Source organism: Mucilaginibacter sp., assembly GCF_964263795.1.
In the GTDB taxonomy this organism is placed as follows: Bacteria; Bacteroidota; Bacteroidia; order Sphingobacteriales; family Sphingobacteriaceae; genus Mucilaginibacter.
Genome location: NZ_CAXVWK010000072.1, coordinates 1 through 15,342, shown reverse-complemented (window position 1 = coordinate 15,342; position 15,342 = coordinate 1). Strand labels below are relative to the sequence as shown.

At 43.4% G+C, this 15,342-nt stretch carries 12 protein-coding genes and 1 pseudogene; 10 read left to right on the top strand and 3 right to left on the bottom strand.

Annotated features, from left to right (window positions below):
* Positions 1–4: 4 nt before the first annotated feature.
* From ACE5CV_RS12525 to gldN, 5 genes are all read left to right on the top strand, one after another.
* Positions 5–769, top strand: coding sequence for a uroporphyrinogen-III synthase (locus tag ACE5CV_RS12525; protein ID WP_374950542.1), 765 nt, complete (start codon positions 5–7; stop codon positions 767–769).
* Between the two features lie 261 nt (positions 770–1,030).
* Positions 1,031–2,359: an SUMF1/EgtB/PvdO family nonheme iron enzyme gene (locus ACE5CV_RS12520; protein ID WP_374950513.1), complete on the top strand. Its 1,329-nt coding sequence runs from the start codon at positions 1,031–1,033 to the stop codon at positions 2,357–2,359.
* 41 nt (positions 2,360–2,400) lie between these two features.
* Positions 2,401–3,207 carry a gliding motility protein GldL gene (gldL, locus tag ACE5CV_RS12515; protein ID WP_374950512.1) on the top strand — a complete coding sequence of 269 codons (807 nt, stop codon included), beginning with the start codon at positions 2,401–2,403 and terminating at the stop codon, positions 3,205–3,207.
* A 41-nt stretch (positions 3,208–3,248) separates the two neighbouring features.
* Positions 3,249–4,781 carry a gliding motility protein GldM gene (gene gldM, locus ACE5CV_RS12510; protein WP_374950511.1) on the top strand — a complete coding sequence of 511 codons (1,533 nt, stop codon included), beginning with the start codon at positions 3,249–3,251 and terminating at the stop codon, positions 4,779–4,781.
* A gap of 6 nt (positions 4,782–4,787) precedes the next feature.
* The gene (gldN, locus tag ACE5CV_RS12505) at positions 4,788–5,762 is read left to right on the top strand and encodes a gliding motility protein GldN (protein ID WP_374950510.1); all 975 of its coding nucleotides are present in this window, start codon (positions 4,788–4,790) and stop codon (positions 5,760–5,762) included.
* A 65-nt stretch (positions 5,763–5,827) separates the two neighbouring features.
* Here gldN and uvrC read toward each other — a convergent pair whose 3' ends face one another.
* From uvrC to ACE5CV_RS12490, 3 genes are all read right to left on the bottom strand, one after another.
* Positions 5,828–7,660, bottom strand: a complete 1,833-nt coding sequence (gene uvrC, locus ACE5CV_RS12500; protein WP_374950509.1) for an excinuclease ABC subunit UvrC — start codon at positions 7,658–7,660, stop codon at positions 5,828–5,830.
* Positions 7,661–7,738: 78 nt separating this feature from the next.
* Positions 7,739–9,979, bottom strand: a complete 2,241-nt coding sequence (locus ACE5CV_RS12495; RefSeq protein WP_374950508.1) for a penicillin-binding protein 1A — start codon at positions 9,977–9,979, stop codon at positions 7,739–7,741.
* 5 nt (positions 9,980–9,984) lie between these two features.
* Entirely contained in the window at positions 9,985–12,921 is a 2,937-nt protein-coding gene (locus tag ACE5CV_RS12490; protein ID WP_374950507.1) for a tetratricopeptide repeat protein, read from the bottom strand.
* Between the two features lie 121 nt (positions 12,922–13,042).
* Between ACE5CV_RS12490 and ACE5CV_RS12485 the strand changes: the two genes are divergently transcribed.
* The 5 genes and pseudogenes from ACE5CV_RS12485 to ACE5CV_RS12465 all read left to right on the top strand — a co-directional run.
* Positions 13,043–13,264 (top strand): AtpZ/AtpI family protein, encoded by a 222-nt coding sequence (locus ACE5CV_RS12485; protein ID WP_374950506.1) that lies wholly within the window; start codon positions 13,043–13,045, stop codon positions 13,262–13,264.
* Positions 13,261–13,647: a hypothetical protein gene (locus ACE5CV_RS12480; RefSeq protein ID WP_374950505.1), complete on the top strand. Its 387-nt coding sequence runs from the start codon at positions 13,261–13,263 to the stop codon at positions 13,645–13,647. The genes ACE5CV_RS12485 and ACE5CV_RS12480 overlap by 4 nt, the downstream gene beginning before the upstream one ends.
* Before the next feature lie 32 nt (positions 13,648–13,679).
* Positions 13,680–14,759, top strand: a complete 1,080-nt coding sequence (gene atpB, locus ACE5CV_RS12475) for a F0F1 ATP synthase subunit A (protein ID WP_374950504.1) — start codon at positions 13,680–13,682, stop codon at positions 14,757–14,759.
* Between the two features lie 46 nt (positions 14,760–14,805).
* Complete coding sequence (atpE, locus tag ACE5CV_RS12470; protein WP_374950541.1) at positions 14,806–15,015, top strand: ATP synthase F0 subunit C; 210 nt, start codon at positions 14,806–14,808, stop codon at positions 15,013–15,015.
* Positions 15,016–15,109: 94 nt separating this feature from the next.
* Positions 15,110–15,342 (top strand): annotated as a pseudogene (locus ACE5CV_RS12465) (F0F1 ATP synthase subunit B); the annotation flags it as partial.

The following is a 15,342-nucleotide window of genomic DNA, read 5'->3' as shown; positions in this document are numbered from 1 at the left end:
GCATATAGCATTGGAAGACAGAAAGAAAAAGGTTAAGAGTATTTTAGTTACTCTTCCAAAACCTGAGAACGATAAAAATCCGTACGCTGAGCTGGCTAAAAAGCTTAACTTGAAAATTGACTTCCGGTCATTTATTCACGTGGAGGGCGTACCTGCAAAAGATTTCCGCAAAGAGAAGATCAACCTGGCCGATTTTACCGCTGTTATTTTTACCAGCCGTAACTCTGCCGACCATTTTTTCAGGATATGCGAGGAGATGCGTTTTGAGGTGCCGGTAGAAATGAAATATTTTTGCCTTTCAGAAACCATAGCCCTTTACCTTCAAAAATATATTCAATATCGTAAGCGCAAAATATTTTTCGGCAAGCAAACCGCTGCCGATCTGGCCGAGGTATTGAAAAAGCACTCTAACGAGAAATTTCTCTACCCTTGTTCTGACGTAGCCGCCGAAGAAACACAAAAGTTTTTGCTTGATAACGGTTACAACTTTACTCCTGCAGTATTGTTCCGCACCGTATGCAGCGACCTGACCGATCTGCGCGAAGTATTTTACGATGTCATCGCGTTCTTTAGCCCATCAAGCATTCAGTCACTTTACCAAAACTTTCCGGATTTTAAGCAAAATAACACCCGCATAGCAGCTTTTGGTGCTACAACGCACAAAGCTGTTTTAGCTGCCGGTTTAATCCTGGATATCCCTGCACCAACACCTGCTGCGCCATCAATGACAATGGCTATAGATCAGTACGTTAAGCAGGCCAACAAATAATTGGGTTTACTTGCACTACCTTGCAACTTTTTTTCGATTTTAACGTATATACGCTTAAGTATTAATGCGCTGTTGCGGTTTTACGCAGCTGTTGCTTAAACGTTTATTATTTGTTAGGTTTTGTTTAAGAGGCAATAAAATGTTTCTTATTTTGACGATGTAAAACATTTTTGCTTTAGGATGCACAAATATTGATATATTCGGGGGTGCATTGTGCGTTAAGCAATTGAACAATATATTACTGATTTTGTAGATTACGGAATGAAAAAAGTTTACTTTTTAATAATAGTTTTAGCCGGTGCAATACTATCCGGGTGTGGGAGCTTAGGGGGCGGGAATACGTCTGGCGAGGTAACTGGTGTTAGGGGGCAGCGCTCATTCAGGGCCACTATCCCGCTTAACATGGTGTACATTAAGGGCGGTACCTTCCTTATGGGCCAAACAGATCAGGATGTAACGTTCGCGCAAACATCACAGGTGAAGCAGGTTACCGTTCCACCTTTTTTTATGGACGAAACCGAGATATCGAACACCAAATACAAACAATTTGTTAACTGGGTGCGAGATTCAATTGCCATTAGCAATTACCTTAACGATCAGAAATATTACATGCAGCCTAAAAAGGGCGTAGCAAATGATCCGAGCGGTAAAAAGTGGATAGACTGGAAATATGTTGAGAAAAACCCTCCTTTTGGCCGTAGAGGCAAAAATGCATCCGGAAACGCACAAAAATTACAAGGCTTATATTATCAGGGCGACGACCGTGTTTTTGATCGTAACGAGATAGATGTACGCTTGTTGAAATACAACTATGCCCTTTTTACTTACCGCGAGGCATCAAACTACCGCAACGACAGAACAAAAAAACGGTCTGATTTCATTTTACGTGATACAGTAACCGTTTACCCGGATACCTTGGTTTGGTTGAACGATTTTTCATATGCGGCTAATGAGCCGATGGTTGAAGGTTATTTTTCGCACCCGGCTTACCGTAACTACCCGGTTGTTGGTGTTACCTGGCGCCAGGCACGCGCGTTTTCGGCATGGCGTACCCGCCTTAACGAGGGCGCTAAACATGCACGCGGGCAAGAGCCTAATTTACCGTTCGAATTACCTAACGAAAGCCAGTTTGAATATGCTGCACGTGGCGGACGGGTTGGTACAGATTACCCTTGGGGCGGCCCGTACATTAAAAACGCAAAAGGCTGCCTTTTGGCAAACTTTAAACCAGGCCGTGGTAATTATACTGACGACGGCGGTGCCTACACGGTTAACGTACGCTCGTACTTCCCTAACGATTTTGGGTTGTACAACATGGCAGGTAACGTAGCTGAGTGGACTTTATCGGCTTACGATGAGTCGGCATCAACATTTGTTCATGACCTATCTCCTACATTTAATTATGAAGCTAAGGCCAGTGATCCGGAAGTACTTAAGCGTAAAGTTGTACGCGGCGGTTCATGGAAAGACATCGGTTACTTCCTTCAAAATTCTACACGTAGCTTTGAATATCAGGATACCGCAAAATCTTACATCGGTTTCCGTTGCGTAACCATGTACCTGGGCCGCGATATTAAAGACAAACGCTAAAACCAAACAAACTAAATATAAAATCATCATTTACTAAATTTATGGCAGGGAAGAAAAAACCTTTTGGAATAGGTAATATTATATCAATCGGTGCTACGGTTGTAATTATCGGTTTGCTCTTTAAAATTCAGCACTGGAAATTCGCTACAGAATTTATCACCGTTGGTTTAAGTACCGAAGCACTGTTGTTTTTGATATTAGGTTTACAAAGGGAGGATAAAGAGGTAGACTGGGTGCGGGTGTATCCGGAACTGAACGAAGATTTTGCCGGCGAATTGCCAAAAGCATCTGCAAGGCCGGCCGTAACAGCTGGTGATAGTTTTTCGAATACGGCCGCTTTAGACAAAATGCTGGCTGATGCTAAAATTGGTCCTGAGTTAATTGGTAGCCTGGGCGACGGCTTACGCACTTTTGGCGATAAGGTAAATGCGATATCACGTGTTACCGATGCAGGTGATGCAACTATTGCGTTTACAAACAAAGTAAAATCGGCAACTGCCAGCTACGATAATTTAGCAACTGCCTTTGATAAGGCAACTGCTAACTTAACAGAAATGGCCAACAGCAATGTTGATTCAAAGGCATATCATGACCAGGTAACCAGCCTGGCTAAAAACCTGTCGTCATTAAACGCGGTTTACGAATTAGAGTTGCAGGACTCAAGCGCGCATCTTAAAGCGATGAACAGCTTCTACAAAAACCTATCGTTAACCATGAATAACTTTAACGAGTCGTTAGATGATTCTAAACAGTTTAAAGATGAAGTGGGCCGTTTAGCTAAAAACCTGGCTTCGTTAAACTCAGTTTATGGTAACATGCTAACCGCAATGAACCAACCCCGGGGTTAATTAACAATATTTAATCAAACTGAAATTACATAAATTACAGAATGGCCGGAGGTAAAGAAACCCCAAGACAGCGGATGATAGGTATTCTATACCTGGTGCTTTTAGGGCTAGTAGCTTTGAACGTACCAGATAGTTTACTGGATGCATTTAAAAACATAACAAACAGCTTAGATACTTCAAGAAAAAACGTAACTACAGGTATTGATAACACCTACTCGGCTTTTGAAAAAACCAAGTTAAAAGAGCAGCCCGAAAGAGCTAAACCGGTGTATGATAAGGCTAAAAAAGCCAGTGCCGTAGCTGCTGAGTTAGATGCCTACATCGAAACATTGAAGGCTACCCTGATCAAAGATGGTGGAGGAATTAATCCGGAGATTGGCGACGTAGAAGCAAGGGATAACCTGGATATATCACCGCGGGTAATGATCGCTAATAAAAAAGCTGATCAGCTACGTACTAAGATTGATGAGACCCGCCAGAAATTGCTGGAATTACTACCAGAAAAAGACCGTACAGGCATCAACTTTTCTTTAAACGCTATTGATCCGCCTAAAGGTAAAGAAGGTCAAAAAACCTGGCAGCAAGCTTATTTCGGCGATGGTATCCCTTTAGGTGCAACCTTAACCACACTGGCTAAGATCCAGGCGGATAACAAGAATGCAGAGAACGAAGTTGTCAAAAAGATATTAGGCGAAGTTGACCAGGCGGTTGTTAACCTTGATAAATTTTCGGCAGTAGCAGTGGCACCATCCAGCTATGTAATAGCCGGCCAGCCCTACACCGCTGAGGTTTTCCTTACCGCGTCAGATTCAAAATCAAGTCCGGATATTTCTGTTAACGGATCAAGGCTTTCTGTTGCGGATGGTAAGGGCAAGTACACTGTAGGTACCGGCAGCGAAGGTGTTTTCACCTGGATTGGTACCATCAACGTAAAACAAAACGACGGATCTGTTAAAACATACAAAACCGCACCGCAAACCTATCAGGTAGCACGGCCATCGGCAGTAGTATCTCCGGATAAAATGAACGTACTGTACATTGGTGTTCCAAACCCTATTTCGGTATCAGCGCCGGGTATCGCAAAAGAAAAATTGCGTGTAAGTATACAGGGCGGCTCGGTAAGCGGCTCGGGTGGTAAGTACACTGCAAATGTTACCTCGTTAGGTACGGCAACAGTTTCGGTATCTGGTGAATTATCGCCGGGCAAGGTTCAAACCTTAGGGTCAACTTTATTCCGTGTAAAACGTATACCAGATCCTAGACCTGAATTTGCCGGCAAAAGCGGTGGTAAAACCAGCGCGGCCAATATCCGTGCTCAGGACAGGATTTTTGCGAAGCTGGAGAATTTTGAATTCGACGCTAAGTTTAACGTGACCAGGTTTACACTGCTTATTATTAAGCCAAGGCAGGATGTTGTTACCTATTCAACCAGTGGCAATGAGTTGTCATCAGCCATGAAATCGGCAATGAATGGTGTAACACCCGGAACAACTGTGGTGTTCCAGGATATCATAGCGGTTGGCCCGGACGGCTCGCAACGCGGACTTGACCCGATAGTATTATCGGCTAATTAAAAGATTATGAAAAAGAGATTTTTGATCATCGCACTTTGTTTGGCTTGTACGGCTTCTTTTGCGCAAAAGAGGAAGACAGCCACTAAAAGGCCGGTTAAAAGAACTACTGCTGCCAGAACCAGCGCGCCGAGTACCGTTACATCGGCCGGTGCAAACGCTCAGCAAACAGTTTTAGATACCGGTAAAAAAGTTGCTTTAAAGCCTTTTGACAGGCCTATGGATGGTTATTATAAAAAGAACAACATTTTAAGTGCCAAGGTTACACCTTACGCCAACCTGCGCGAAGCGGATGTTACTTTTGCTAAACGTGTTTGGCGCGAGATTGACCTGCGCGAAAAAATGAACCAGTACATGGCATCGCCTAAGCAAAGGCTGATTGATGTACTGCTAACCGCTATTGATGCCGGTGAATTAACTGCTTATGACCCAACATCTACAAAGGACGACCCGGGAGGCGACGCTTTCTCAAAACCGATGTCATCTGCGCAGGCACGCAGCAGAATGGCTGACAGCAGCGTGGTAGACAGGTTTGATAAAGACGGTAACAAAACAGGATCAGAAGTACGTGCAGGTGAGTTTAACCCTGATAGCGTGATCAAGTTCCGTATCAAGGAAGATTGGATTTTTGATAAACAACGCTCGATATTTGAGCCGCGCATTATAGGTATTGCTCCGCTAATTAAGCCAAAGGCTGCCGGTATGGATTTAGATTACCAGCCTGCTTTCTGGATCTATTTCCCTGAAGCCCGCCAGGTGTTAGCCACTAAAGAGGCTGTGAGCCGTAATAACGATGCAACCGGTTTAAGTTTTGATGATGTGTTTGCAAAGCGTTTATTTACCAGTTATATAGTTAAACAATCTAATGATAAAGACGAACGTATCCGCGATTATGCGCAGGGTATAGATAAGCTTTACGAATCTGAAAAAGTTAAAAAGGCTTTACTTGATTATGAGTTTAACCTTTGGAAATACGGGCAATAATTTAAAGCCTGCTCGGTAAAATATCAAAGCCCATCCGGATTTCCGGATGGGCTTTTTGTTTGAGCTTATATGGGAGATTCAAGCCCGGTGGGGCCACTCACTGCCGGATTGAAATACTGCGAAATTGCTTTTGCCTGTTTCAGGTTTACAACCTCCTGCAGTTCCGTTTCAGTTGCTTCGCGAATCTTTTTTACCGATTTGAAATACTTAAGTAGTTTTTCGGCGCTGGTTTTGCCAATACCATCTATCAGTTCCAGTTCAGTGGCAAGTGTTCCCTTGTCACGTTTTTTACGGTGGGCGGTAATACCAAAACGGTGAGCTTCATCACGCAACTGCTGAATTACTTTTAATGTTTCGGACCGTTTATCCAGGTATAGCGGATATTGGTCGCCTGGATAGTAAAGTTCTTCCAGGCGTTTGGCAATACCGATTATGGTTACCTGCTTGTCTATCCCAAGCAATTTTAAACTCTTCATGGCCGACGATAGCTGCCCTTTACCACCGTCGATAATGATCAGTTGGGGCAAGCCTGTATCCTCGTCCAAAACGCGCCTGTAACGGCGGAAAACCGCTTCTTCCATGGTGGCAAAATCATCGGGACCGACAACAGTTTTTACATTGAAGAACCGGTAATCCTTTTTGGATGGTTTGGCATCCCGGAAAACCACAATGGCAGATACCGGGTACTTGCCCTGAAAGTTAGAGTTATCGAAACACTCGATGTGTTTGGGCAACTGGTTCATACGCAAATCTTTCATCATCAAGGTAAGCAGCCGCTCTGTGCGTACATCGGGATTTAGCTTCTCATACTGATCTATCTTTTCCTTTTTAAAGAATAAGACGTTTTTCTGCGACAGATCCAGCAATTTGCGTTTTTCGCCCAGCTTAGGCACAGTAAACTTGATTGATGCATCCTCCAGGTCGATGTCAAACGGTACGATCACCTCTTTGGAGTGGCTATTATACCTGGTACGGAATTCTGTTATAGCTATGGTAAGCAGCTCCTCATCGGTTTCGTCGAGGCGTTTCTTCAGTTCGATAGTTTGCGTTTGGGTGATTGTGCCGTTCATAACTTTTAAAAAGTTAACAAAGGCGTATTTTTCCTCGGATGCGATGCTGAAAACGTCTACATCTGTGATTGATGAATTTACAACGGTAGACTTGCTCTGGTAATTTTCCAGCAGGTCCTGTTTGCGTTTTAAACGGTGGGCCTGTTCAAAATTTAATTCGCTTACTGCTTTCTCCAGATCGCCCTTTAGATTACGCACTACTGCTCCAATCTTGCCGCTCAGGATGTCCGTAATTTCTTTTATGCTGTTATCATAGTCGGCCTCCGACTGGTAATCCTGGCAGGGGCCTTTGCAGTTGCCCAGTTGATACTCCAGGCAAACTTTAAATTTGCCCTTTTCAATGTTAGGGCGGGTGAGCGGCAGGTTACAGGTTCGTAGCGGATAGGTTTCTTTAATAAGGCCCAAGATGGTGTGCATCATGCTTACCGATGCGTATGGCCCAAGGTATTTTGATCCGTCTTTAATGATGCGGCGCGTCCAGTAAATACGGGGGTAGTTTTCGTTTTTAATGATGATCCAGGGATAAGTTTTATCATCCTTAAGCATCACATTATAACGAGGCTGATGCTTTTTGATCATGCTGTTTTCCAGCAGCCATGCATCAACCTCGGTATCAACTATGGTAAAGGTTATCGCCCGGATCTTAGAGACCAGCACCCGTGTTTTAGCGTTGATTTGGGTATCCTTATTAAAATACGATCCCACCCTGTTGCGCAGGTCTTTTGCCTTACCAATGTAGATCAGTTCTTTCTCAATATCCCAATATTGGTAAACACCCGGTTTATGCGGTATATTCTTTAAAGCTTCCCTGTAATCAAATTTTTCCATTGGATCAGTTATGGGTTTTGGGTGATGAGTTTTAAGTTAGAAACTACTCACAACCCATTACTCGTCACTCACCACTATCTAAAAGTCTAACTTTTTCTCCACCTCATTCGTACCCTTTTGCTGCTGACTGTAAGCGCCACAGTCGAGGGTTATACTTACCCCGGATTTTGGTGGTACAAAGTCAACATTTTTTTTGATGCCAAGGTTTGCATTCGCGTACACCCTTTTCATGTAACCGGCAAAAATTGGCAGGGCGGTATTGGCACCCTCGCCCAACCGGGTAGAGCGGAAGTGGATGTCGCGGTCTTCGCAGCCTGTCCAGATACCGGTAACCAGTTGCGGTGTAATGCCGATAAACCAACCGTCGGAGTTATCGTTAGTAGTACCTGTTTTACCGCCAATTGGGTTCATGATATGATAATCGCGGCGCAGGCGATAACCGGTACCCTCGTCAATAACACCTTTCAGCATGTAAGTCATCACATAAGCTGTTTCAGGATTTAGGGCCTGTACAACTTTTGGTGTGTTATTGTATAATACGTTGCCGTTCTTATCCTCAATGCGGAGCAGGAAGGTAGGCTCGGTCCATAGGCCTTCATTCGCAAATGCCGAGTAAGCGCCCGTCATATCAAAAACCGATGCATCGAAAGTTCCTAAACATATCGACGGAAACTCGGGCACAGGACTGGTAATCCCCATCTTTTTAATAAGGTCGGCAACGGGTTTTGGCTTTACCTCATTCATAACATAGGCAGTAACCCAGTTTTGCGAGCGTGCAAGAGCTGTGCGCAGGGTTATAACACCCGGTACGGTTTCACTTGGCGATGAACGGGGTGACCAAACCTGGTCATCATAAGTAATAGTGATAGGCTCGTTTGGTACCTGCATACAAGGCGAAAAGCCATTTTCAACGGCTACAGCATAGGTAAAAGGTTTAGCGGTAGAACCTACCTGGCGCGTGCCCATCTTAACCTGGTCGTACTTAAAATGCTCAAAATTGGTCCCGCCTACCCAAGCTTTAATGTATCCTGTAGTAGGGTCCATACTCATCAGGGCGTTACGCAGCATCATTTTACAATACACAATAGAATCGATAGGTTTCATTGTAGTATCAATATCGCCGTGCCAGGTAAACAGGTTCATTTTTACCGGCGTGTTAAAATCATCCTTTATTTCTTCGTCAGATTTACCAATCTGTTTCAGATAGATATACCTGTCGCTGCGGTGCATGCCTTTATCTAACAAGCTTTTAAACGTCGGGATGCTTTTCCATAAACTGATGCCTTTCCAATGCGAATTGAATTGCGCCTGCAGTTTTTTCATGTACTCCTGTTGCGCCTCTTCGGCGTATTGCTGCATGGTAGCGTCAATTGTGGTATATATCTTCAGCCCGTCGCGGTCAAGGTCAAAAGGCGTAACACCATCAGGTTTCAGGATAGATTTGTCAACTAAAAGCTTCTGCACTTCCTTTTTCAGAACCGCCCTAAAGTAAGTGGCCATACCATCGTTATGATCGGTAGGGCGAAATGTAAGGCCCAGCGGTTTCGCTTTATATTCCTCGGCCTGGCCAGCGCTTAAAAAACCTTCTTCGTCCATCCGGCGCAACACAAAGTTGCGGCGGTTAATAGCATTATCCGGATGGTTAATAGGGCTGTAAATGCCGGGGCCATTGATCATTCCCATTAATAAGGCTGCCTGATCTGGCGTTAGTTTATCCGGCGTGGTATTAAAATAAGTGCGCGATGCAGAGCTGATGCCATAAGTATTGTAGGCGCCAAAGTCAACCGTGTTTAAGTACAGTGTCAGGATCTCTTCTTTAGTATAATTGCGTTCCAGCTTTACCGCAGTTATCCACTCTTTTAATTTTTGAATGACACGTACAAAGGGGTTATGCGTTTTTTCGGTAAACAGGTTTTTGGCAAGCTGTTGTGTAATGGTACTGCCACCTTGTTTTTTACCAATAAGGTTATATAACACGATAGTGAACGACCGCTGGAAATCTATCCCCGAATGTTGATAAAAGCGGGCATCTTCTGTAGCAACAAGTGCGTTGATCACATTTGGCGACAACTGCTTATAGGTTACATTCGTACGGTTTTTAATGTAATAATTACCGATAACCTTATTATCGTTTGAGATTACCTGTGAGGCCTGATCGCTTTTAGGATTTTCTAATTCACGAAAAGAAGGCAGCGGCCCGAATATCTGGAACGCTATAAGAAGTATCATTAATAAAAAGAACGCGAAACCGGCAATCACTATGCGCCATATATACCAGTTGTAGCGTTTAATATCGTTTTGAGAAACTTTAGCGATCATGTATCTTAATAGTTTGCCTGGTAATAGTCGATATAACTATCCAGTATTTTTTTGTCGGCTAATTTATCCAGATTTTCCTGGGTTATTATAAAAAAGCTGTATTTATCCTTCGGCGTCTTCATTATATCGGGCATCAGCGGGATAATAGCACGCGCATAATCCTTCACACTTTCTAAACTGTTAAACCGGCCGACGTATATCAACTGATTATCCGGCCCGGAATTTTTAAGGTAATGGTTGATGCCTTTGCCCTGGTATTGCACCCGGTTAAACTGCCCGATACCAAAACGTGATGATGCCACATTGATTGTGCCCGAATTTACATTTACTACAAAGTAATAACGCGAGCTATCTCGCATGGTAAAGATTTTAGATATGGTTTTAACAGGTACCGGCGCAGGTTGAGCAATAGGTTGTGTAACCTGCGGTTGATTGGTAACAACAGGCACAACCGGTTGTGCTGCTAATGGCGGGGCCATTGCTATTGAATCTTTTGTCAACGCCGGTGGTTTTACTTTGGTAAGTTGAGTTGCCGGTTGCTGTACTGAAGGCTGTGTTACCGGTTTGGCCACCACAAGCTCAGGTTTCTTTTCGGGCGCGCGTACGTCTGCAACCGGCTCGTACCTGCCTACAGATGGCGGGCGATATTCCGTTTGCTGTTTATCTGCAATAGGTAAAGTAAATTCCAGGTCGTTTCCGTTACCATCCGTTATAACTATTGGCCGTGCGGCTAGTTCTGCAAGGTTGGTGTTAACATAGGTGAGGTGTTGATTAACCAGCGGAGTGATTAGTTTATCATCGGGATATTTAGCAGCTATCAGTTCCAGATCGGCTTTAAAAGGCGGTAAATTTTCCTGATGCGCTGCTGCAAAGGTGCGCAGGTATAGCAGCTGCGCAGCAAAGCGGTTATTAGGATACTGGCCCAGCAAACTGTTAGCCGCAGTAATTACCTGCGGGTACTTTTTGGCAGCGTATAAATCATACACTTTGTTGTAAAGGCTGCTGAATTCGGTATCCTCATCGTTAAGCCGGCGACTGTACTCCGGATCGAGGATAGTTTTGGCAAACGGCGTTTCGGGATATTGGCTTAGCACCAGGTTTTTGAATTTATCGGATTGTGCTGCGTTTAACTCACTGTACAAACGGTAAAGGTTGTAGTAGATAGCAGGTTTATTAGGATTATCCGGAAAGCGGGCCAGGATAAGTTCATATGCTGCAATCGCTTCTTTTTTGTCGACTAAAACATCGCGGTAAAAATTTGCGATATCCAGGTAAGCATTATACACACGAAGGTTTGATTGTGCAAGCAGGGCCGGGGTCAGTGGCAAATTCTGTACAATATCCTGCCGGTAATTGCCTGCATTTACTTTAGCAGTGCTACGTTGCAGTGGGTCGGGCAGGGCATCAGGGTCTACGTTTTGTGCGGTGTTTAAGGTATTAATAGTAAGGTCGCTGGCTGTTCTGTTACTGCGGCGCCAGTTATCTTCCAGTTTGCGGTTGCCCCAAACGCGTTTGAAATTACTAAACCCCTGGCTTAGCGCTGTGGTATTATAAAAGTAAAAATTACCACCGTTTGGAGTGCTTGCCTGCGGCGACGACGGATCATTAAACAGCGGGTCGGCTTGTGCATTTGCCGATGCCACAGCAACTGCCTGTTCCTGCAATGTATTGCTGACAACCATTTCGTCTATACGTTTGTTCCGCTTGTCTTCATCAAGCGCCGCGAGCGATTGCAGTGTATCTTCCCTGCTTATTGTTTGTAATCTATCTGCCAATAGCTGCAGGTTGTCGGCCTTTCTTTGTATCGCCATAAAGCCGGGGTAATTGGGCGATAGGCTCATGAGCGTACTATCGTAGTAAGTTTTTGCGCCGGTGTAATCTGCTTTATTTTTGAAGTAGATATCGGCAAGCCTCAGGTAAGATAACCCTTTTTGATTTAGATTTTTTTGACTTGCCTGGGCAGATTGCTTGTAGCTTTTTATTGCATTGTCTAAATCGTTGTCGGCATATTGCAGGGTAGCTATCTGGTAGTAGATCTGGTCGGTAAAATCCTTATTGTTGGGATTACGCAGCAATGATCGGAGGCGGGTAAGCCGGCTTACCTTAACCCCGTTCTGGCTCTCCTCAATGCGGATACGGTTGAGGTTGGCGTTAAACGCCATGTCGAATGCTGCATTGCTTTTTGCTATGCGGCCATAACTCGTTACTGCGTCAGCAGGTTTTTGATTAAGCTCCTGCAACTGGCCTAAAATAAACGTTAAGCGCAACTGTTGTACCTTATTATTGCTGTGTGCTATTGCCTGCCTGGCCATCTCTTCGCCATCGGCGTAGTTTTGGGTATTGATATCGTACTGAAGTTTGGCAGCGTAAATATCAGCAGTGATCTTCTTTTTGGGGTTAATATCCTGAAGGGCACTATCTAACGACAGTTTTGCTTCATCGTTTTTCTTGAGGTACATTAAAGCTCTGCCTTTCCAAACCAGTGCTTCCTGGCGCAGGTCGACATTGTCGCCGAAGGTGCGGGTTACATAATTAAGGTATTCTACAGCGTCAAAATAATTGCCCTGCAAAAAATTGGCCTTGCCAAGCAGCAGATAGGCATCGCCAATGTAGTGACTTTGCTCTTTTACACTGATAATGTTATTGGCCTTTTGTTTTACCAGCTCCAGGTCTTTATCCAGCTCACCGGATTGGGCAGTAATATCACGGTAAACGCTCAGTATTTCGTTGTAATCATCTATATAGCTTGCCGCATAGCTGGCCTGTTTCTCGGCAAGGATCTCATTGGCGTTAAAAAGGATATTGAATTTGGCGGTAAGGTTTTGCAGCCCTCGGTTAACTGCGCTTTTTTTCTCGAGCGAGCAACCTGCAATTACAATCAGCAACGCAGGCAATAGTTTATGCAGGTGCGTTGATCGTAAAAGGGCAAAAGTTCGACTCAAAATGTATATCTTTTTAGGTAAGCGCTGTATTTTAACAACAATCGATAGCGATTATTGCAACAGTTTTAAAAGCAAACGCTAATTTACTAAATACTATGCAATAGGATTAATAAATTTGCGGATGCCAGAAAATGAACAAAATGAAAAGGGCGGGGAAGTTAATGTATATGCCAAATATGTTGGCCTTGCTTTTCAAATGATTGTAGTAATAGGGGTTTTTGCCTTTATTGGTTACAAAATAGATGAAGCCGGTAAGCACACTACCAAATGGGCCATCGCGTCGTTGTCATTATTAGGGGTATTTGCATCGTTGTACCTTGTTTTCAGATCCGTAAAAAATTGAGCCCTTTTAAAGTGCTTTTATCATTCCTGCTGTTCGCCTTGCTGCTTGCTTCGGTACCCTTAGTGCTTGCTTATACAGGCTACGGCTATTTGCTGCTGGCCAAATTTTGGGTGCTGTTTACATTTATAACCGGTTTTACTTTTATCGTAATCGTTTCTGTGTTATTTATTCAGCATATCAACCCAGGGTTGTACGCCCAGGCCTTCCTGGCAACTACCATTGTTAAGATGATAGGATGCATGGTTTTTGCCCTGCTTTTTGTGTTAAAATTACACATTGACAACGGCGTGTTTTTACTCAACTTTTCTTATTTATATTTCTTAAATACAGGCTTTGAAGTTTACGTTCTGTTGCGTAACTTGCGCAACCAAAATCGAAAGTAAAAAACACTCATTCAATGTATTTTAGCCACATTTTGAAAACAAAAAAAATAGCTCTGGGCCTTGTTTTAGGCGTTTTTTTAACTTTTTTCTCTTGTAAAACTTTTGCTATACAGCATGAAGAGGGTCACGCTGAGGCCGCACATGCCGAAACTGAAAAAGAATTTAATCCCAGCGAAGTTATCCTTGAACACATCGCCGATTCGCACTTTTTGCACCTGGGTGGCGAGGTGTCTATAGCCCTGCCAATTGTTCTTTATACCGATAAAGGTTTAGAGACATTTTCTGCAGCTAAATTTGAGCATGGCCATGCAGATTACACCGGTAAGTATTACACCTACCGTTTAGTTAAGGACAAAGTAAATATTGTTGAAGGTGCGGATAGCCTATTGCCAGCTGCAACCGTTTTAAAACTAAATAAAAAACTGATCGATATATCTATAACCCGCAACGTGGTAAGTATGTGGTTGTCGATTATTATATTGTTGATTATCTTTTTAAGTGTATCATCAGCGTATAAAAAACGCGAAGGTAAAGCCCCTAAGGGTTTGCAATCATTCATGGAGCCAATCATTATGTTTGTACGTGATGATATCGCACGCCCAAATATTGGTTACAAATACCAGCGCTTTATGCCGCTGTTGCTAACTATCTTCTTTTTCATCTGGATCAATAACCTGATCGGTTTGGTGCCTTTCTTTCCGGGTGGTGCCAACTTAACGGGTAATATCGCGGTGACATTTGTATTGGCGTTAATCACACTGATCATCGTTAACATCAACGGTAATAAATACTACTGGAAACACATTTTTGCGCCGGATGTGCCGGTATGGTTATATCCTATCATGTGGCCTGTAGAGTTAGTAGGTATCATATCTAAACCGTTTGCATTGATGATACGTTTGTTTGCTAACATCACTGCCGGTCACATTATCGTACTGAGTTTAATATCATTAATATTTGTATTTAAAAGCGCTGCAGTATCGGTAGTATCTGTACCATTTGTGGTGTTTATGGATGTGCTTGAATTGCTGGTGGCGGCATTGCAGGCATTTATCTTTACGCTGTTAACCGCGTTGTTTATCGGAACGGCTATTGAAGAGCACCACCACTAAAATTGTAAATAACTATATACTATATATTCACTTTAAATTTAAAACAATGATTGGAAGTATCGCTGCATTAGGTGCAGGTTTAGCAGTAATCGGAGCCGGTATCGGTGTTGGTCAAATCGGTGGTAAAGCCGTTGAAGGTATCGCACGCCAGCCAGAAGCTGCTGCAAAAATCCAAACTGCAATGATCATCGCTGCCGCTCTTGTTGAGGGTGTTGCTTTGTTCGGTGTGGTAGTATCATTCTTAGGCTTGAGATAATTCTCATCCCTTAAGGAAAAAATTAACCGTACCTGTAGCGATTGGCAACAGGTACGGTTATTAAAAAATTAAAAAATTAAAAATTCTATATAAGATGGATTTAGTTACCCCGGAATTAGGCTTAGTATTTTGGACCACGATATCATTCGCGATATTGTTTTTCCTGTTGGCTAAGTTTGCCTGGAAGCCTATTATGGCTGCCATTTATCTAAGAGAGCGTTCTATTGAAGATGCTTTATTAAGAGCAGAAGCAGCTAAAGAAGAAATGTCTCGTTTAACTAACGAGAACGAAGCTTTGCTGAAACAAGCCCGTATAGAGCGTGATGC

Excerpts from the sequence above, each read along its gene's own strand:
- gldM (WP_374950511.1), top strand. The coding sequence starts at position 3,249 with ATGGCCGGAGGTAAAGAAACCCCAAGACAGCGGATGATAGGTATTCTA.
- uvrC (WP_374950509.1), bottom strand. The coding sequence starts at position 7,660 with ATGGAAAAATTTGATTACAGGGAAGCTTTAAAGAATATACCGCATAAA.
- atpE (WP_374950541.1), top strand. The coding sequence starts at position 14,806 with ATGATTGGAAGTATCGCTGCATTAGGTGCAGGTTTAGCAGTAATCGGA.
- ACE5CV_RS12495 (WP_374950508.1), bottom strand. The coding sequence starts at position 9,979 with ATGATCGCTAAAGTTTCTCAAAACGATATTAAACGCTACAACTGGTAT.
- ACE5CV_RS12520 (WP_374950513.1), top strand. The coding sequence starts at position 1,031 with ATGAAAAAAGTTTACTTTTTAATAATAGTTTTAGCCGGTGCAATACTA.
- ACE5CV_RS12485 (WP_374950506.1), top strand. The coding sequence starts at position 13,043 with ATGCCAGAAAATGAACAAAATGAAAAGGGCGGGGAAGTTAATGTATAT.
- gldL (WP_374950512.1), top strand. The coding sequence starts at position 2,401 with ATGGCAGGGAAGAAAAAACCTTTTGGAATAGGTAATATTATATCAATC.
- gldN (WP_374950510.1), top strand. The coding sequence starts at position 4,788 with ATGAAAAAGAGATTTTTGATCATCGCACTTTGTTTGGCTTGTACGGCT.